Origin of the sequence: Pseudomonas sp. BO3-4, assembly GCF_034044115.1 — a bacterium.
Lineage (GTDB): Bacteria > Pseudomonadota > Gammaproteobacteria > Pseudomonadales > Pseudomonadaceae > Aquipseudomonas > Aquipseudomonas alloputida.
This window is the reverse complement of record NZ_CP139018.1, coordinates 4,816,026-4,834,093: the sequence shown is the minus strand read 5'-3', so window position 1 is coordinate 4,834,093 and position 18,068 is coordinate 4,816,026. Positions and strand designations below refer to the sequence as shown.

The following is an 18,068-nucleotide window of genomic DNA, read 5'->3' as shown; positions in this document are numbered from 1 at the left end:
TACCCTGCCGCGGCGGTGATGCTTTAAAAAAAGCTCGCCGCCGTGCGCATTTACAGAAAGCGTCTAATCTAAATTCTCAACTCTTTTCGGCTGCAGCGCAGCGGTCTCAGACAGGATGTTCTGGCCATGGTAAAGATGGCGCGCTTCGCATTTTTCTCCTTGGCAGCCTTGCTGGCTGCATGCTCCAGCCGTGCGCCTGCGCCGGCCCCTGTGGTACAGCCGCAGGTGACCTATAGCCAGCCCAGTCCTTCACCGATTGCCGATGACGTACTGATCCGCGCCATTGGTCTGGTTGGCACGCCCTATCGTTGGGGGGGCAATACGCCGGACTCCGGCTTCGACTGCAGCGGCCTGATCAAGTATGTGTACCGTGATGCTGCTGGCATCAGCCTGCCGCGCTCGACGCGAGAGATGATTGTCATGCGCGCACCGACGGTGGATGTCAGCTCGCTGCAGTCTGGTGACCTGGTGTTCTTCGCCACCAGTGGCGGCTCGCAGGTCAGCCATGCCGGCATCTATGTCGGGGACGGGCGCTTCGTGCATGCACCTTCCACCGGTGGCACCGTGCGCCTGGACTACCTGTCGAACAGCTACTGGGCCAAGGCCTACCTGCAGGCCAAACGGGTGATACCGCAAGGGCATCTGGCACAGAACCCTTGATATCCATGCCTGTAAGCGGTCCCGTTGAGCTTGGGGCCGCTACAGGCTGCCGAGATTCAGGGGGCTACGCCCACCCGCCAAAATCACATTGCCGCCATCGTCGGCCACCGGTATCCCGCCTTGGCCGGCTTCAGTTGGCCTCGCGCCGGCCTCATTGAAGTCGCGCATACTTTGGCGGCATCACCCGCTTCGATTGACGCTCCCGGTGCAACCCTCTAACCTTCGCGGCGTGTTTCAGGTGCCCTGCCAGCCCCGACTGGGCAGGGTGAAACTGGGAAGCCGGTGGGCGCCAGCATGGCGCGATTCCGGCGCTGCCCCCGCAACGGTGGATGAGTAAAAGGCCGCGCAGGGCCACTGGATGCCAGCATCCGGGAAGGCGCGCAGGCCAGGGCCAAGGCCCACTCACAAGCCCGGAGACCGGCCTGATACTGCCAACGGCATCACGGAGGGTGATGCGCGGTGCACCGTGGCGCCCAGCCATGGCCTCTGCGCGTTCTCCGTTTGCCTGCCTATTACCTGTCGCCGCGCATTGCCGTGGTGCCAGCCAGCGGAGAACCCTGATGAGCGATTCCACCGAACGCGACGAACGCCACCTGGCGCGCATGCAGCGCAAGAAGGCGGTCATCGACGAACGCATCGCCAATTCCCCTAACGAATGCGGCCTGCTGCTGGTGCTGACCGGCAATGGCAAGGGCAAGAGCAGTTCGGCCTTCGGCATGCTCGCGCGCGCCTTGGGCCACGGCATGCAATGCGGTGTGGTGCAGTTCATCAAGGGCCGCAACAGCACCGGCGAGGAGCTGTTCTTCCGCCGCTTCCCTGAACAGGTGCGCTACCACGTGATGGGCGAGGGCTTTACCTGGGAAACCCAGGACCGCCAGCGTGACATCGCCGCTGCGCAAGCCGCCTGGGCGGTGTCGCGCCAGTTGCTGCAGGACCCAGGTGTACAGTTCGTGGTGCTGGACGAGCTCAACATCGCCCTCAAACATGGCTACCTCGACCTGGACCAGGTACTGTCCGACATTCAGGCCCGCCCGCCCATGCAGCATGTGATTGTCACTGGCCGCGCTGCGAAGCCTGAGATGATCGAACTGGCCGACACCGTGACCGAAATGGGCATGCTCAAGCACGCCTTCCAGGCCGGTATCCGCGCACAGAAGGGCGTCGAACTGTGAGTCGATCGCGCCACTGCCCCGCCGTGTTGATCGCGGCACCCGCCTCAGGCCAGGGCAAGACTACCGTCACTGCTGCGTTGGCCCGCCTGCACCGCAACCTCGGGCGCAAGGTGCGGGTGTTCAAATGCGGGCCCGACTTTCTTGACCCGATGATTCTCGAACGGGCCAGTGGCGCGCCGGTGTATCAGCTGGACCTGTGGATGATCGGTGCCGAGGAAAGCCGTCGGCTGCTGTGGGAAGCTGCTGGCGAGGCTGACCTGATCCTCATCGAAGGGGTGATGGGGCTGTTCGACGGCACCCCGTCAAGCGCTGACCTGGCGCGCCACTTTGGCGTGCCGGTGCTGGCGGTGATCGACGGCACAGCCATGGCCCAGACCTTCGGTGCCCTGGCCCTGGGCCTGGCGCGGTACCAGGCCGATCTGCCGTTCGCCGGCGTGCTGGCCAATCGGGTAGGCAGCCTGCGTCATGCGCAACTGCTCGAAGGCAGCCTGACCGAGGGCTTGCGCTGGTATGGCGGCTTGTCCCGCGAACGCGGCATCGAGCTGCCCAGCCGCCACCTGGGCCTGGTGCAGGCCAGCGAGCTGAATGACCTGGACACCCGCCTGGACGCTGCCGCCGAAGCGCTGGGCGCCAGTTGCGATGCGGCGTTGCCACCGCCTGTGAGCTTTGCCGAGCCTGAACCGCAAGCCTGTGTTGCTACGCTGGCCGGTGTGCGCATTGGCGTTGCGCGGGACGAGGCGTTCGCCTTCACGTATGGCGCTAACCTCGACTTGTTGCGCAACCTGGGTGCCCAGCTGGTGTTCTTCTCGCCGCTGCACGACCACGAACTGCCGGCGGTAGACAGCCTGTATCTGCCGGGTGGTTATCCTGAGCTGCATCACCATGCGCTGGCCGCCAACGCACCGATGTGCGAGGCGATCCGCGCCCACCACGCGCAGGGCAAGCCATTGCTGGCCGAGTGCGGCGGCATGCTTTACCTGCTCGATGCCCTGACTGACGTGGCCGGTGAACGTGCCGAACTGCTCGGCCTGCTGCCGGGTGAGGCGACCATGCAGAAGCGCCTGGCCGCCCTGGCGCTGCAGGCGGTGGAGCTGCCGGAGGGGACCTTGCGCGGTCACACCTATCACCATTCGCTGACCAGCACTGCGCTGGAACCGATTGCCCGAGGTCTGAGCCCCAACGGCGGGCGTGGCAACGAGGCGGTTTATCGTCTGGGCCGGCTCACGGCCTCTTACGTGCACTTCTATTTCCCTTCCTGCCCGGATGCGGCGGCGGCGCTGTTGCGACCATGAATGATCACGCCTATAGCGACGCCGAGCGCGCCGCCATTTACCGGGCCATCGGCGAGCGCCGCGACATGCGCCATTTTGCGGGTGGCCAGGTGGCGCCCGAACTGCTTGGCCGCTTGCTGGCCGCCGCGCATCAGGCGCCCAGTGTCGGGCTTATGCAGCCGTGGCGCTTTATCCGCATCACCCAGCGTGACCTGCGCGGGCGCATCCAGGCCCTGGTGGAGGCGGAGCGGGTACGCACGGCCGAGGCGTTGGGCGAGCGATCCGATGCCTTCATGAAATTGAAGGTGGAGGGCATAAACGATTGTGCCGAGCTGCTGGTGGCGGCGTTGATGGACAACCGCGAGCCACACATCTTCGGCCGCCGCACCCTGCCGGAGATGGACCTGGCCTCGCTGGCCTGTGCCATCCAGAACCTGTGGCTGGCCGCGCGTGGCGAAGGGCTGGGCATGGGCTGGGTATCGCTGTTCGACCCGCAGGCGTTGGCCGCGCTGCTGGGCATGCCCGCCGGGGCCAAGCCGGTGGCGGTACTGTGCCTTGGGCCGGTCGCCGCGTTCTATCCGGTGCCGATGTTGGTGCAGGAAAGCTGGGCCGAAGAGCGGCCCCTGAGTGAAATGCTTTACGAAAACCAATGGGGAGAGCGTCAATGAGCGTGGCCTTGCTGACCGTGGCCGGGGTGGCCCTGGACGCTTTGCTGGGCGAACCACAGCGGCGCCACCCCTTGGTGGCGTTCGGCAACATGGCCGGCACCCTGGAGCGCCGCCTGAATGCGGGCGGGCGCGGCTGGCGCAGCCACGGCGTGAGCGCGTGGTTTCTGGCGGTGGTGCCGCTGACCCTGGTGGCGCTGGTCCTTTCGTGGCTGCCGTATATTGGCTGGCTGGTTGACGTGCTGGCGCTTTACTGCGCCGTGGGGCTGCGCAGCCTGGGCGAGCATGTGCTGCCGGTGGCCAACGCCTTGCGCCAGGGCGACCTGGCGGAGGCGCGGCACCGCGTTGGCTACCTGGTCAGCCGCGAAACGCGCGAACTGGACGAGCCAGCAGTGGCCCGAGCGGCGACCGAGTCGGTGCTGGAGAACGGCAGCGATGCAGTGTTCGCCGCGTTGTTCTGGTTTGTGGTGGCCGGTGCGCCCGGGGTGGTGCTGTACCGCCTGAGCAACACGCTGGATGCCATGTGGGGCTACCGTAACGAACGTTTCGAGCGCTTTGGCTGGTGCGCGGCGCGCATCGACGATGTGCTCAACTACATACCTGCAAGGCTGGTAGCCCTGACTTATGCGCTGTTGGGCAAGACCCGTCTGGCCCTGGCCTGCTGGCGCAAACAGGGCCCGCTGTGGGACAGCCCCAACGCCGGGCCGGTGATGGCTGCCGGCGCCGGCGCGCTGGGCGTCGAGCTTGGTGGCCCGGCGGTGTACCACGGCGAACTGCATGAGCGGCCGCGTCTGGGCGAGGGGCCAGTGGCCGATGCCGATGCCATCGAGCGCGGCTGGCAGCTGGTGCAGCGCGGCGTGTGGCTGTGGCTGCTGATGATTTGCCTGGGGGCCTATATCAATGCTTGAACATGGTGGCCGCCTGTTACGCGCGGTGCAGCAATACGGTATCCCCCGTGAGCAGTGGCTCGACCTGTCCAGCGGCATTGCGCCCTGGCCATTTCCTGTACCGCCGATTCCCGTCGACGCCTGGGCCCGCCTGCCAGAAACCGAGGACGGCCTGGAGGACGCCGCGCGCGCGTATTACGGCGCCCGCCAGTTGCTGCCGGTAGCCGGCTCCCAGGCCGCTATCCAGGCCTTGCCGCTGCTGCGTACAACGGCCCGGGTTGGCGTGCTGACGCCGTGCTATGCCGAACACCCTTATGCCTGGCAACGGGCGGGGCACCAACTGCTGGCGCTGGATGAGGCGCAAGTTGAGGCTGCGCTCGACGGCCTCGATGTGCTGGTGCTGGTGAACCCCAACAATCCGACCGGCCAACGGGTGTCGCGCGAACGCCTGCTGGCTTGGCATGCTCGCCTGGCGGCCCGCGGTGGCTGGCTGCTGGTCGACGAAGCATTCATGGACAACACCCCGGCGGACAGCGTGGTGGACTGCGCCGAACGCCCGGGGCTGATCGTGCTGCGCTCGTTTGGCAAGTTCTTCGGCTTGGCTGGCGTGCGCCTGGGCTTCGTTGCCGCCGAACACAGCTTGCTGCTGCGCCTGGCCGAGCTGCTCGGCCCCTGGACCGTCAACGGCCCGACCCGGGTGCTGGCCCAGGCCAGCCTGACCGATCAAACTGCCCAGCGCGCGCAGGCCGAACGCTGTGCTGCTGCCGGCCAGCGGCTTGCGCACGTGTTGCGCAGTGCCGGCCTGGCGCCTAGTGGTGGCTGCGACTTGTTCCAGTACGTGCGTAGCGAGCACGCTGCACGCCTGCATGAATTTCTCGCCCGGCGCGGCATCCTGGTACGGCTGTTCGAACAGCCAGCAGCCGTGCGCCTGGGGCTGCCTGCCTGCACGGCGGACGAACAGCGCCTGGCCCAGGCCCTGGCGGCTTATCAGAAGGAAACGGCATGACGACCCTCATGGTGCAAGGCACCACCTCCGACGCAGGCAAGAGCACACTGGTGACCGCATTGTGCCGCTGGCTGTTGCGCCAGGGCGTCGCTGTGGTGCCCTTCAAGCCACAGAACATGGCGCTGAACAGCGCGGTGACGGCTGATGGCGGGGAAATCGGCCGTGCCCAGGCGGTGCAGGCCCAGGCCTGCCGGCTACAACCGCACACCGACATGAACCCGGTGCTGCTCAAGCCCAACAGCGACACCGGCGCCCAGGTCATCATCCACGGTCGCGCGGTCACCAGCATGAATGCAGTGGCCTACCACGACTATAAAACCACGGCCATGCAAGCGGTGCTGGCGTCTCACCAACGCCTGAGTGCCGCGTACCCGGTGGTCATGGTCGAGGGTGCGGGGTCGCCGGCAGAGATCAACCTGCGTGCCGGCGATATCGCCAACATGGGCTTTGCCGAAGCGGTGGACTGCCCGGTGATCTTGGTGGCCGACATCAACCGCGGTGGTGTGTTCGCCCATCTGGTGGGCACGCTGGAACTGCTGTCGACCACTGAACAGGCGCGGGTCAAAGGTTTTGTCATCAACCGCTTCCGTGGCGATATCGCCCTGCTGCAGCCAGGGCTGGACTGGCTGGAACAACGCACCGGCAAACCGGTACTGGGCGTACTGCCTTACGTTACCGACCTGCACCTGGAAGCCGAAGACGGTATCGATGTGCGTCAAGGCGTCAAGCACGCGCGTGTGCTCAAGGTGATCGTGCCAGTGCTGCCGCGTATCAGTAACCACACCGATTTCGACCCGCTGCGCCTGCACCCGCAGGTGGACTTGCAGTTCATCGGCCCTGGCCAGCCGATTCCGGCTGCCGACCTCATCATCTTGCCGGGCTCCAAGAGCGTGCGGGGCGACTTGGCACAACTGCGCGAGCGCGGTTGGGACAAGGCCATCGAGCGGCACCTGCGCTATGGCGGCAAGCTGATCGGTATCTGCGGTGGCCTGCAGATGCTGGGGCGGGAAGTGCATGACCCGCTGGGGCTGGAGGGGGCCGCAGGCTCTAGCCAGGGGCTCGGCCTGCTCGACTATGCCACGGTGCTCGAAGCCGAGAAGCAACTGCGCAATGTGGCCGGCACGCTGAGCCTTGAAGCGGCAACGGTAACCGGTTATGAAATTCATGCTGGCGTTACGACGGGGCCTGCGCTGGCGCAACCCGCGGTCCAACTGGCTGATGGCCGCCATGATGGCGCTGTCAGTGCCGATGGCCAGATCCTCGCCACCTACCTGCATGGCCTGTTCGAAGGCAGCCAGTCGTGTGCCGCGCTATTGCGCTGGGCCGGGCTGGAGGATGTGCAGGCTATCGACTACGAAGCGTTGCGCGAACACGACATCGAGCGCCTGGCCGATCTGGTGGAGAAGCACCTGGACACCGCGCAGTTGCGCCAGCTGTGTGGGGTAGCCTGACATGCGTAACCTGATTCTCGGTGGCGCCCGGTCTGGCAAAAGCCGCCTGGCCGAACAACTGGCCAGTGCCAGCGGCTTGCCGGTGACCTACATCGCCACCAGCCAGCCGCTGGATGGCGAAATGAACGAACGCGTGTTGCTGCATCGTCAGCGCCGGCCGGATGACTGGGGGTTGATCGAAGAGCCCTTGGCCCTGGCCGCGGTACTGCGCGCCGAAGCGGCCGAAGGGCGCTGCCTGCTGGTGGATTGCCTGACCCTGTGGCTGACCAATTTGTTGATGCTGGAAGATGACCAGCGCCTGGCCGAGGAGCGTGATGCCCTGCTGGCGTGCCTGGAACAGTTACCTGGCACCCTTATCCTGGTCAGTAACGAAACCGGCCTGGGCGTCGTGCCCATGGGCGAGCTGACCCGGCGCTATGTCGACCTGGCCGGCTGGCTGCACCAGGCGGTGGCCGAACGCTGTCAGCGTGTCGTGCTGACCGTGGCCGGCCTGCCCTTAATCCTCAAAGGACCTGCACTATGACCCAAGCCTGGTGGCGTGACGCCTGCCAACCCCTCGACAACGCCGCCATGGACCAGGCCCGCGCCCGTCAGCAGCAACTGACCAAACCTGCAGGCTCGCTCGGCCAACTTGAAGCGCTGGCGATTCAGCTGGCTGGCCTTCAGGGGCTTGAACGACCCACGCTGGATCAGGTTGCCATCACCATTTTTGCCGGCGACCACGGCGTGGTCGAAGAGGGCATCTCGGCCTATCCGCAGGCGGTAACCGGGCAGATGCTATGTAACTTCGTCGGCGGGGGCGCGGCGATCAGTGTGCTGGCGCGGCAACTGCAGGCCAGCCTGGACGTGGTCGACCTGGGCACCATTGACGCGCAGCTGGAACTGCCCGGCGTGCGCCATCTGCGCCTGGGCACTGGTACTGCCAACTTTGCCCGTCAACCCGCGATGACCGAAAACCAGCTGCAAGCGGCCTTGCAGGCCGGTCGCGACAGTGCCCAGCGCGGCGCCGAACAGGGCGCACAGCTGTTCATCGGTGGCGAGATGGGCATTGGTAACACCACAGCCGCCGCAGCCTTGGCCAGTGTTCTGCTGGGGTGTCCGGCGTCGGAGCTGAGCGGCCCTGGCACTGGCCTGGACAACGCCGGGGTACAGCACAAGGCTGAAGTCATCGAGAGGGCGCTGCGCCTGCATGGCCTGCGTGCTGAAGACCCGTTGCAGGTACTGGGCTGTGTTGGCGGTTTCGAGATCGCGGCGTTGGTCGGTGCCTACATAGGTTGTGCGCAGGCGGGTGTCGCGGTGCTGGTGGATGGCTTTATCTGCAGTGTCGCTGCGCTCGTGGCAGTGCGCCTCAACCCGCAGTGTCGGGCCTGGCTGTTGTTCGCTCATCAGGGCGCTGAACCCGGGCACAAGGCCTTGCTTGCTGCACTGCAGGCCGAGCCCCTGCTGGCTTTGGGCTTGCGCCTGGGTGAGGGCAGTGGCGCTGCCTTGGCGGTGCCGCTGTTGCGCCTGGCCTGTGCGCTGCATGGGCAGATGGCGACCTTTGCCGAGGCCGCGGTGGCGGACCGCCCGGCATGATCCTCGACTTGCTGCGCCATGGTGAAACGGAACAAGGCGGCCTGCGTGGCAGCCTTGATGATGCCTTGACCGACAAGGGCTGGGCACAGATGCGCCGCGCGGTGGCCGACGGCGGCCCATGGCAGGTGCTGGTCAGCTCGCCGCTGCAACGTTGTGGGCGTTTTGCCGATGAGCTGGGTGCGCAGTTGAACCTGCCTGTGCAGCGTGAGCCCGCCCTGCAGGAACTGCACTTCGGTGATTGGGAGGGCCAAAGTGCCGCGCAGATCATGGAGCACCAGGCTGATGCACTGGGCCGTTTCTGGGCCGACCCTTACGCCTTCACACCGCCCAATGGCGAGCCGGTCGAGGCGTTTGCCGAACGGGTGCTGGCGGCTGTCGAGCGTTTGCGCCTTCAACATGCCGGCAAGCGCGTGCTGCTGGTCACCCATGGCGGCGTCATGCGGCTGTTACTGGCCCGTGCCCGTGGCTTGCCCAGGGAGCAGTTGCTGCAGGTCGAGGTGGGCCATGGCGCGTTGATGCGGCTGGTGCCAGGTGGCGATGGGCAACTGGTCGAGGCGCCCTGAGATGTTGCCGTTCTGGATCGCCCTGCAATTTCTCAGCAGCCTGCCGGTGAGCCTGCCGGGCATGCCGGCACCGCGTGAGGTAGGGCGTTCGCTGCTGTACTACCCGCTGGTCGGGTTGCTGTTCGGCTTGCTGCTGTGGTTGGCCAGTCATCTGCTTCAGGGCACGCCGTCGCCGCTGCACGCGGCTTTGCTGCTGACACTGTGGGTACTGCTCAGTGGTGCCTTGCACCTGGATGGCCTGGCGGACAGTGCCGACGCCTGGCTAGGTGGTTTCGGCGACCGTGAGCGCACCTTGCGGATCATGAAAGACCCGCGCAGTGGGCCGATTGCCGTGGTCACCCTGGTCTTGGTGTTGTTGCTGAAGTTTTGCGCATTGTGGGTGCTGGTCGGGCAGGGCATCGGCGCGCAATTACTGCTGGCGCCGTTGATCGGGCGGGCGGCGATGTTGGGCCTGTTCCTTTGTACACCTTATGTGCGACCTGGCGGGTTGGGCCAGGCGTTGGCCGAACATATGCCCCGGCGCGCGGCGGGGTGGGTGTTGCTGGTTTGTGTGCTGTTCTGCCTCTTCTTGGGCGGATGGAGCGTGCTGCTGGCGCTGGCGGTGTTTGCCTGGTTGCGGCATCTGATGTGCCGGCGCCTGGGCGGGACCACCGGTGATACCGCCGGAGCGTTGCTGGAGCTGCTGGAGCTGGCCGTCGTGCTCGGGTTGGCGCTGGGGCTTTGAGCGCTTGATCTGGACGGCCCTTTAGCGGCTGCTTTGCGGTGCTTTCGCAGCACGCCATAGGTGTGGAGGGGCAGTAACTTCCAGAAACGGTCCGGAAGCGCCTGCCTCTTCCTTGCCGGCGTATCCTCAGCCTCCCCCCAGCAACCAGGTAGGCTTCCCGTGCGTCACTGGATCTTTGCCAGTCTATTGGTCCTGTCCACCCTCCCAGCCTCTGCTGCAGACCTCATGGCGTTCTGGGACACCCCACGCCACGGCGGCAACAGCTTCAACCGGCTGCCACCCGATCAAGCCTACTTCGATGCCCTGAGGGGGTACGGCGCCACATGGGTGCGGCTGTCGTACGACAAATGGCAACCCGTGAAACGTGATTTCCTCCTCGGCAGCGCCGATACCTATGAAGACCTGCCCGACGCCGACCTGGCTGTGCTGCGTGCCACCCTCGACCGGGCGCACCAGGCGGGGCTCAAGGTGGTCATCGCGCCACTCTCGCTACCGGGTATGCGCTGGTCGCAAAACAACCAGGGCCAGTTCGATGATCGCCTGTGGCAAGACAAACGCTACTGGTCCCAGGCTGCGGCGTTCTGGCGAGATATGGCGCGCGAACTGAAAAGTCATCCGGCCATCGCGGCCTACAACTTGATCAATGAGCCAGCACCGGAGAAACAGGGCGGCCTGGCTGAACATGCCGAACTCGGGCAGATGCAGCAGTGGTATGCGCAAGCGCAGGGCGGTGCGCGCGATCTGCCCTTGCTGTACCGGCAACTGATAGCGGCCATACGCGAAGAAGACACTGACACGCCGATCATGGTCGATGCCGGCTGGTATGCAGGCGCAGACGCGTTCGGCTACTGGTCGGCGCCGCTGGAAGACCCGCGAGTGCTGTACAGCGTGCACATGTACGAGCCCTATGCCGCAACCAGTGCGCCGAATATGGCGCGCAAACAGCCCATCGCCTATCCAGGCCCCGTATCTTTTGCCGGGCAGACACAGCTGTGGGATGGGCGGCGAGTTGAAGGCTACTTGCGCCAGCCGCTGGCATGGGCCGAGGCCATGGGGCTGCCGCTTTCTCGCCTGGTGGTGGGTGAGTTTGGCTGCATGCGCAGGCTGCCGGGTTGCCGGCAGTACCTTGAAGATGTACTCGTCGTGCTGGATCGTAACCGGTTGCACTGGGCGTTCTATAGCTTTCGTGAAGACAACTGGGATGGCATGGACTACGAACTGGGCACGGCGAAGGTGCCGTGGCGCTACTGGCAGGCGGTCGAGCAGGGCGCGCCAGACCCCTTGGCGCGCAAGGCCACGGTTGAGTTCGAGCCGATCCGCAGGCGCTTGAACCCGGACTGACGCTTCTCACTCTTTCGTGAAACTTCTTGCAACACTCAGTACGCGGGTATATACACGTATCCATGCTGACCAGTGAATGCATCTGTACCCACCTGCGTCGCGCCGCCCGCGGGGTGAGCCGGCATTACGACGAAGCCCTTGCCGGCTTCGGGGTCAATGTCGCCCAGTTTTCCCTGCTGCGGCACCTGCAGCGGCTCGACCGACCCAGCATCACAGCCCTGGCCGAAGCCATGGGGCTCGAGCGCAGTACCCTGGGCCGCAACCTGCGTGTGCTGGAGGCGGATGGGCTGGTAGCACTGGGGGATGGTGACGACCAGCGTAACCGCGTGGTGCTGTTGACCGAGGCGGGTAAGCAACTGCTGCACGTTGCCCACCCAGCCTGGGAGCAGGCCCAGAAAGAACTGGTTGAACGGCTTGGGGTGGGGCAGCGGGATGAACTGGTGCGACTGCTGGAACAACTGGCCTGAAGTGAAACGACTATAAGCGGGTATATACCCGCAAAACCTTGCGATGTGCTGGAGATAACGACAATGACTTCGGTGTGGCGAACCAGCGGATGGGTGTTGGTGGGGGCGGCCTTGATACTGGCGCTGTCTCTGGGCGTACGGCACGGCTTTGGCCTGTTTCTGGGGCCGATGAGTGCTGATTTCGGCTGGGGGCGTGGGGTGTTTGCCTTCGCCATTGCCCTGCAGAACCTGATCTGGGGCCTGGCGCAGCCGTTCGCCGGCGCCTTGGCCGACCGGCTTGGCGCGGCGCGGGTGGTCATCATCGGCGGTATTCTCTATGCCGTCGGTTTGATCTTGATGGGCTTGGCTGATTCGCCCTGGTCGTTGTCGCTGAGTGCGGGCTTGCTGATCGGCATCGGCCTGTCTGGCACGTCGTTCTCGGTCATTCTCGGTGTGGTCGGGCGTGCCGTGCCGGCCGAAAAGCGTAGCATGGCCATGGGGATCGCCAGCGCCGCCGGGTCATTCGGCCAGTTCGCCATGTTGCCGGGCACCCAAGGCCTGATTCAGTGGTTGGGCTGGTCGGCAGCGTTGCTGGTACTGGGCCTTTTGGTGGCGTTCATCGTGCCTTTCGTCGGCCTGCTGCGCGATCGCCCGTTACCCAGTCACGGTGCCGAGCAGACCCTGGGCCAGGCGCTGCGCGAGGCGTGCACGCACTCTGGCTTCTGGTTGCTGGCGTTGGGCTTTTTTGTCTGTGGCTTCCAGGTCGTATTCATTGGCGTTCACCTGCCGGCCTACCTGGTTGACCAGCACTTGGCTGCGGCCACCGGTACGACAGTGCTGGCGCTGGTCGGCCTGTTCAACATCGTCGGTACCTTCACTGCTGGCTGGTTGGGCGGGCGCATGTCCAAGCCGCGCCTGCTGACCGGGTTGTACCTGCTGCGTGCGGTGGTGATCGTGCTGTTCCTGTGGGCGCCGGTGAGCGAGTTCAGTGCTTACCTGTTCGGCATTGCCATGGGGCTGCTGTGGTTGTCCACGGTTCCGTTGACCAATGGCACTGTGGCCACGGTGTTTGGGGTGCGCAACCTGTCCATGCTGGGCGGTATCGTGTTCCTGTTCCATCAGTTGGGTGCGTTCCTGGGGGGCTGGCTGGGTGGGGTGGTGTATGACCGCACCGGTAGCTACGACCTGGTCTGGCAGATTTCCATCCTGCTCAGCTTGTTGGCCGCTGCCCTTAACTGGCCGGTGCGCGAACGCCCGGTTTCACGCCTGCAGGCACAGGCTGCATGAACCGTTACCTGGTCCGCGGGCTGTTGGCTATTGCCGTGCTGCTGGTGCTGGCACTGGTGTGGTGGGGCTGGCATCAGGGAGGGATGGCGTTGATGCAACTGGGCATGGGTGTTTGTTAGGCGCTACCCTGCAAGTTCAAAGGTAGCGATGCAGGAGAGACGAGTCATGCGTGCACATTGGTTGACGGTGCCGGTGCTGGCCCTGCTTGCCAGTACATCGAGCTGGGCTGCAGATTGCCCGGCATTGTTGCAGGGCAGCCTGCCGGAATTGCGCGGCAAGGGGCAGGTCGAGCTGTGCAAGCGCTTTGCCGGCAAGCCGCTCGTGGTGGTGAACACGGCCAGTTATTGCGGTTTTGCCCCGCAGTTCGAGGGGCTTGAGGCGACCTACAAGGAGTATCACGAGCAAGGCCTGGAAATGCTCGGCGTGCCGTCCAATGACTTCAAGCAGGAAGACGCCGACAGTGAGAAGACTGCCAAGGTTTGCTATGCCAACTACGGTGTCACCTTCACCATGACCAAGACGCAGGCGGTGCGGGGCAAGGATGCGATACCGCTGTTTGCGGAGCTGGCCAGCCAGAGCAGTGCGCCGAAGTGGAATTTCTACAAGTATGTTGTCGATCGCAAGGGCAAGGTGATCGGTAACTTCTCCAGCCTGACCAAACCGGATGATCCTGCGTTCCGCGCCGCTATCGAAAAGGCCATCGCCTCACAGCAGTAACCAGGCTGTGCTTGCTGCGGCTTTTGCGTCTAAGCGCGCGGTAGTTCAGGCGACGCAGATTGCGACTTCAGGAGGCCGAGCGCAGGCCTCCTGAAGTCGCGAAGATCAAGATCAAAAACAGGAAGTGGCTGGCTGCGGTTGACTTCACCGTGCATGCACGGTAATCGCCACCAACCGCACCACCACCGGCCGGACCACCAGCACACACACAAATGCCACCGGCATCGCCAGCTGATAGGCCTTGAGCACATTGCCCAGATACTCCGGGGTAAACCCGGCATTGGCCGCCGTGATCACGAAGCACATCAACAGCGCCATGATCGACGACATGTAGAACGCGAAAACGTAGGGGGTAGCGACCGGGTGCAATTTACGTCGACTGCGCGATCGGGGCAGGTTGCTCATGCGAACTCCTGAAAACTGAGTGGAAGCGCAGATTAGCAACCTGCACGTCTGCAGCTGTAGACCCGCGGCATTGAGTTCTTTATAAAGAAATTCTTACGAATCCAGGCGCTCCCCATGGACCTGCTCAACGCCATTCGCTGCTTCATCAAAGTGGTCGAAGCCGGTAGCATCGCCGCTGGTGCCCGTATCCTCGGCCTTAGTCCGGCAGCCGTCAGCCAGAACCTGGCGCGGCTGGAAAGCCACCTGCAAGTTCGCCTGCTCAGTCGAACCACCCGCAGCATGGCCATGACGCCCTCTGGCGCCCAGTATTACGAGCGTGTAAAGCATATCGAACGTGATTTGGCCCTGGCCGAAAAGGCGGTTACAACACCCGACAGCGAGCCTCAGGGGCGGCTGTGCATTGCCTCGACCTCTGCCTTCGGCCGCCATGTGCTGGCGCCATTGATTCCTGCTTTCAGTGCCCGCTACCCTTTACTTTCGATAGAGTTGGTAACGACTGATCGTCGGGTCAACCATGCCCGTGAAGACGTTGACGTCAGCCTGCGCATTGCCCCGCAGCTCGAAGACCAGCTGTTGGCCCGGCGCATCGCCCGCATCCCGTTCATTTGTTGTGCCTCACCCGGTTACCTGCAAAGTGCTGGCGTACCTGCCACGCCCGAGGCCTTGCGCGGGCACCGTTGCCTGGTGTTTCGCTATCCGGTGGATGGCCGCTTCTTGCGCTGGGGCTTCATGCGGGACGGCCTGCGCTTCGAAGCGGAATTCGGCACTGTATTGATCAGCGACGATATCGATGCCCTGACCCAGATGGCCTTGCACGATGGTGGCATCACCCGTCTGGCCGAGTTCATCGTGCGGCCGCACCTGGCCTCGGGGGCCTTGGTGCCGCTGTTCGAATACTGCGACAGCAGCCAGGCTTACGCCCAGACCGAGCCCATGGACATCTACCTGTGCCTGGCCGATCGCTTTGCCATGACCACCAAGGTGCGCGCATTCATGGACTATCTGCGCGAATGCCTGGGCGACAGCTGGCAAGTGCAGGCATGAAAAAAACCGCCACGAGGGCGGTTTTCATGTCACGCACAGGAATCAGAAGCGGTAGGTGAGGGATGCACCGATACCGTGAGCGCTGTTCTCGTACTTGGCCTGGTAGCTGCCTTTCAACAGCCCTTGTTGCTGCGAGCTTGGCAGGTTGTTGACCTTGGTATCCTCTTCCCACAGATACGAATAGGCAACGTCGATGGTCATGTCATCGTTCGGGCTCCAGCCGGCACCAAAGCTGACCGCTTTACGATCGCCAGTCGGAATGCGTGGCGAGCGATCATGGTTGTTGGTGGGCGACTGGTCGACGGAGAAGCCTGCGCGCAGGGTCCACTCCTTGTTCACCTTGTAGGACGCACCAATGGCGTGGGCCCAGGTGTCGTGCCAGTTCTGCTCTTCGGTGATGGTCTTCAACGGGTAGCCTGCCGGCGCTTCGTTCTCGACGACGATGCTTTCCAGGCGGCTCCAGCGCGTCCAGGTGCTACCCGCATACAGTGTCCAATGGTCATCCAGTTCATGAGTGACCGAGAAGTCCACTGACTCTGGTGTCTTGATTTTCAGGCTGGCGTCGAACTTGCCGTTCAGGCCAAGCTGTGGAATCGGGTAGGAAACGCGGGTATTGCCTTCAAGCTTGTAGTCGACCATCGAGTGATAGGTCAGGCCCAGACGGGTACGGTCCGTAGCTTGTACCATAACGCCGATGTTGTAACCGATCGCAGTGTCGTCGCCCTTGATCTTGGTCTCGCCATCAGGGCCATTGGGCCCCAGGAGGGCCTTGCTGCTCAGGTTCGAACCCAGTTCACCCTTGATACGGTTGATAGTCGGGCCAAAACCGATCGACACTTTGTCGTTGAAGGCGTAGCTGACGGTTGGCTGGAAGGTGACAACCTCGACCTTGCTCTTCTTGCCCCAGTAGCGTGCAGCGTCATCGCTGCCGTAGTCGGTGATCAGGCCATATGGCACGTAAACGCCGAAGCCAACGCTCCAGTGATCATCAATCGGCTTGACGTAATAGCCCATGGGTACGCCAACGAGAGGCACCATGTCACCATCGGTTTCCCCCCCGAAGTTGCTGCCTGGGCCCGATATGTCGGTCTTGGCGATGACGGCAGCGCCGCCCACGGTGAATTGTTCGCGCTTGAGGCGGGACATGCCGGCCGGGTTGCCATACACAGTGCTGGCATCTTCGGCAGAGGACGAGCGCCCCGCAAAACCGGTTCCCATGCCGCTGATACTTTGTTCGTTCAGCGCGAACCCGGCGGCGAGCAGTTGGCTGGAAGCAAGCGCAACAGCTACGCCGAGGGAGGTTTTGAGCATTACTTTTTTCATTATTAGAAAACTCCTTGGGTCTCCGGGGCGAAAAGCTACCAACAAATCACGCGCTGCGCTATAGGCTCAATCGCAGGAGTTAGAGCGGTTTTGTAGGACAATCCGACCAAAATTCCATTTTTTCCGGTTTACTTGTAGGACGCGTCTCAAGATGCCTGTGGCAATTTCTGATCTATGCAGGCATGCCAGGCATGGGTGAAGTCGCGCAGACGACCCTGGGGGTTGAAAATCTGTCGCCAGATACGCGCCAGGGCCAGCAGATCGTCTGCCGCAGGCAATGGGGTGGCCTGCTCTTCGATGAGCATCCAGGCAATGGCAGTGGAATAGCGCAGGTTGACGGTGAGCTCCAGGTGCGGGCCACCCAGGAAGGCGTGCTGGCTGGCCAGGCCGCGGACCAGGCTGGCCAGGTCGGGGTCACGGGCCAGGTATTCGTCCCAGAGCGCCTGGTGACGATGTTCGCCGATGCGGTAAAGGCCGTGCCCGCGTCGGTCGTGCAGGGCTGAGCCGAGTGCTGACTGGCTGGCGGCGATACCCAGTAGCAAGGCTTCGGCGCTGGCGCAGTGACGGTTCAGGTAGACCAGGGTGGGTCGGATCACATACTGACACAATTCATTCGCCGCAATACCCATGATGCCCTCGAGCAGGTAAGGGCCGGACGGGCGCTGGAGCTTGGCAGCTGGTGAATGATCAGGCCCGCCGGGAGCGGAAAGCACCGCTCGAGTTGAAGTGTAGTGTGATAATCGTGGTGTAAAGAGCTGTTTTTAAATCGATTACTGCCTGATGCTCCGGGCTATATGCCCTAAGGCAATTACGCCAAAAGCGTTCAGGCAGTCTTGCGATTGGATGATTCAGCGCTTGAATACCCCGGTATTCGCCGGTCACGCGGTGAGCGACTGACGCGTCCGGGCGATCACCGCCTGCAGCGGTTCATGGCGGCTGTACTGCTCGTGGTACAGGCGTTCGGTGTGGCAGGCAACGCCGTGTTCGTCTACCAAGGTAAAGCTGAAGCTGCCCTTGCGTGGGGCAACGATAAGGCACTTCAACGGCGAGAAGGCCTGGGAGAGGGTGCCAATGGCAGCCTGAATCTGATGATGAGTTTGCATATTGTTGGAGGTTCCTGCTTTAAACACGGGGGATATGATCCGTGCATGATAGAAACGTTCCAGTGACGCCTTTATTAAGGGACGAACGAACCTGACTGGAACAGGGCAGCCAGAGGGGGCGCAATCAAATGTGGGCGCTTGGGCTGACTGGTAGGTACTTCGGAAGGCAGGCAGCACGCCGGGGCCAAGGTTCTAGGCCGTCGAGGTGGGATCCTGATCAATCTGTCATGTGATTCGTGCTTGCGCAGCGTAAGGCTGGCGAGGAAATCATTGAATGGGCCGGTCCTTGTTTCAGCAGGGACGCTCTTGGGGGGAGCGAGTCTGCAAGGACGCATGCGGCCAGAATTGACTTTCAGCTTGGTACTAACGAGGGGCACCTTACCGGAAGCGAAGATGTTTGCCAAGCACTACGTTTGTTCAGGTGAGCC

General features: G+C 63.5%; 21 protein-coding genes and 1 riboswitch. Of the genes, 17 read left to right on the top strand and 4 right to left on the bottom strand.

Annotated elements, in window-relative coordinates; all coding sequences use genetic code 11:
• The first annotated feature begins 126 nt into the window (after positions 1-126).
• The 16 genes from REH59_RS22185 to REH59_RS22110 all read left to right on the top strand — a co-directional run bounded on the left by REH59_RS22185 (position 127) and on the right by REH59_RS22110 (position 13,765).
• Positions 127-660 carry a C40 family peptidase gene (locus tag REH59_RS22185; protein ID WP_003252446.1) on the top strand — a complete coding sequence of 178 codons (534 nt, stop codon included), beginning with the start codon at positions 127-129 and terminating at the stop codon, positions 658-660.
• Between the two features lie 219 nt (positions 661-879).
• Positions 880-1,101, top strand: a riboswitch (cobalamin riboswitch).
• A gap of 119 nt (positions 1,102-1,220) precedes the next feature.
• The gene (cobO, locus tag REH59_RS22180) at positions 1,221-1,832 is read left to right on the top strand and encodes a cob(I)yrinic acid a,c-diamide adenosyltransferase (RefSeq protein WP_003252448.1); all 612 of its coding nucleotides are present in this window, start codon (positions 1,221-1,223) and stop codon (positions 1,830-1,832) included.
• Positions 1,829-3,124, top strand: a complete 1,296-nt coding sequence (locus REH59_RS22175; RefSeq protein ID WP_108078898.1) for a cobyrinate a,c-diamide synthase — start codon at positions 1,829-1,831, stop codon at positions 3,122-3,124. Before cobO ends, REH59_RS22175 begins: the two co-directional genes overlap by 4 nt.
• Positions 3,121-3,771: a 5,6-dimethylbenzimidazole synthase gene (gene bluB, locus REH59_RS22170; protein ID WP_003252453.1), complete on the top strand. Its 651-nt coding sequence runs from the start codon at positions 3,121-3,123 to the stop codon at positions 3,769-3,771. The genes REH59_RS22175 and bluB overlap by 4 nt, the downstream gene beginning before the upstream one ends.
• Positions 3,768-4,676 (top strand): adenosylcobinamide-phosphate synthase CbiB, encoded by a 909-nt coding sequence (gene cbiB, locus REH59_RS22165; RefSeq protein ID WP_003252455.1) that lies wholly within the window; start codon positions 3,768-3,770, stop codon positions 4,674-4,676. The genes bluB and cbiB overlap by 4 nt, the downstream gene beginning before the upstream one ends.
• Positions 4,669-5,661, top strand: coding sequence for a threonine-phosphate decarboxylase CobD (cobD, locus tag REH59_RS22160; RefSeq protein WP_014860999.1), 993 nt, complete (start codon positions 4,669-4,671; stop codon positions 5,659-5,661). Before cbiB ends, cobD begins: the two co-directional genes overlap by 8 nt.
• On the top strand, positions 5,658-7,112 hold the full coding sequence (locus REH59_RS22155) for a cobyric acid synthase (protein WP_014860998.1): 1,455 nt from the start codon (positions 5,658-5,660) through the stop codon (positions 7,110-7,112). The genes cobD and REH59_RS22155 overlap by 4 nt, the downstream gene beginning before the upstream one ends.
• 1 nt (position 7,113) lies before the next feature.
• Positions 7,114-7,635 (top strand): bifunctional adenosylcobinamide kinase/adenosylcobinamide-phosphate guanylyltransferase, encoded by a 522-nt coding sequence (cobU, locus tag REH59_RS22150; RefSeq protein WP_003252463.1) that lies wholly within the window; start codon positions 7,114-7,116, stop codon positions 7,633-7,635.
• A complete protein-coding gene (gene cobT, locus REH59_RS22145; RefSeq protein ID WP_003252465.1) occupies positions 7,632-8,687 on the top strand; it encodes a nicotinate-nucleotide--dimethylbenzimidazole phosphoribosyltransferase in 1,056 nt (351 codons plus the stop codon). Before cobU ends, cobT begins: the two co-directional genes overlap by 4 nt.
• Positions 8,684-9,250, top strand: coding sequence for a histidine phosphatase family protein (locus REH59_RS22140; protein ID WP_004575326.1), 567 nt, complete (start codon positions 8,684-8,686; stop codon positions 9,248-9,250). The genes cobT and REH59_RS22140 overlap by 4 nt, the downstream gene beginning before the upstream one ends.
• A gap of 1 nt (position 9,251) precedes the next feature.
• Positions 9,252-9,974, top strand: a complete 723-nt coding sequence (locus REH59_RS22135; protein WP_014860997.1) for an adenosylcobinamide-GDP ribazoletransferase — start codon at positions 9,252-9,254, stop codon at positions 9,972-9,974.
• A 225-nt stretch (positions 9,975-10,199) separates the two neighbouring features.
• Positions 10,200-11,315 carry a glycoside hydrolase family 5 protein gene (locus tag REH59_RS22130; protein WP_128573755.1) on the top strand — a complete coding sequence of 372 codons (1,116 nt, stop codon included), beginning with the start codon at positions 10,200-10,202 and terminating at the stop codon, positions 11,313-11,315.
• A gap of 62 nt (positions 11,316-11,377) precedes the next feature.
• Complete coding sequence (locus REH59_RS22125) at positions 11,378-11,782, top strand: MarR family winged helix-turn-helix transcriptional regulator (RefSeq protein WP_003252473.1); 405 nt, start codon at positions 11,378-11,380, stop codon at positions 11,780-11,782.
• Positions 11,783-11,845: 63 nt separating this feature from the next.
• A complete protein-coding gene (locus REH59_RS22120; protein ID WP_003252475.1) occupies positions 11,846-13,048 on the top strand; it encodes an MFS transporter in 1,203 nt (400 codons plus the stop codon).
• Positions 13,045-13,167: a hypothetical protein gene (locus tag REH59_RS22115; protein WP_003252477.1), complete on the top strand. Its 123-nt coding sequence runs from the start codon at positions 13,045-13,047 to the stop codon at positions 13,165-13,167. The genes REH59_RS22120 and REH59_RS22115 overlap by 4 nt, the downstream gene beginning before the upstream one ends.
• A 46-nt stretch (positions 13,168-13,213) precedes the next feature.
• Positions 13,214-13,765 (top strand): glutathione peroxidase, encoded by a 552-nt coding sequence (locus REH59_RS22110; RefSeq protein WP_014860995.1) that lies wholly within the window; start codon positions 13,214-13,216, stop codon positions 13,763-13,765.
• Between the two features lie 144 nt (positions 13,766-13,909).
• Here the strand turns inward: REH59_RS22110 and REH59_RS22105 are convergent, their stop codons facing one another.
• Positions 13,910-14,170: a DUF2798 domain-containing protein gene (locus tag REH59_RS22105; RefSeq protein WP_003252481.1), complete on the bottom strand. Its 261-nt coding sequence runs from the start codon at positions 14,168-14,170 to the stop codon at positions 13,910-13,912.
• 114 nt (positions 14,171-14,284) lie between these two features.
• Here REH59_RS22105 and REH59_RS22100 point away from each other — a divergent pair, with 114 nt between their 5' ends.
• Positions 14,285-15,214, top strand: a complete 930-nt coding sequence (locus REH59_RS22100) for a LysR family transcriptional regulator (RefSeq protein ID WP_014859880.1) — start codon at positions 14,285-14,287, stop codon at positions 15,212-15,214.
• 42 nt (positions 15,215-15,256) lie between these two features.
• Here the strand turns inward: REH59_RS22100 and REH59_RS22095 are convergent, their stop codons facing one another.
• From REH59_RS22095 to REH59_RS22085, 3 genes are all read right to left on the bottom strand, one after another.
• Positions 15,257-16,537 carry an OmpP1/FadL family transporter gene (locus REH59_RS22095; protein WP_003252486.1) on the bottom strand — a complete coding sequence of 427 codons (1,281 nt, stop codon included), beginning with the start codon at positions 16,535-16,537 and terminating at the stop codon, positions 15,257-15,259.
• Between the two features lie 146 nt (positions 16,538-16,683).
• Complete coding sequence (locus tag REH59_RS22090; RefSeq protein WP_003252489.1) at positions 16,684-17,166, bottom strand: hypothetical protein; 483 nt, start codon at positions 17,164-17,166, stop codon at positions 16,684-16,686.
• Between the two features lie 249 nt (positions 17,167-17,415).
• Positions 17,416-17,640: a hypothetical protein gene (locus REH59_RS22085; protein ID WP_010952743.1), complete on the bottom strand. Its 225-nt coding sequence runs from the start codon at positions 17,638-17,640 to the stop codon at positions 17,416-17,418.
• Positions 17,641-18,068 lie beyond the last annotated feature (428 nt).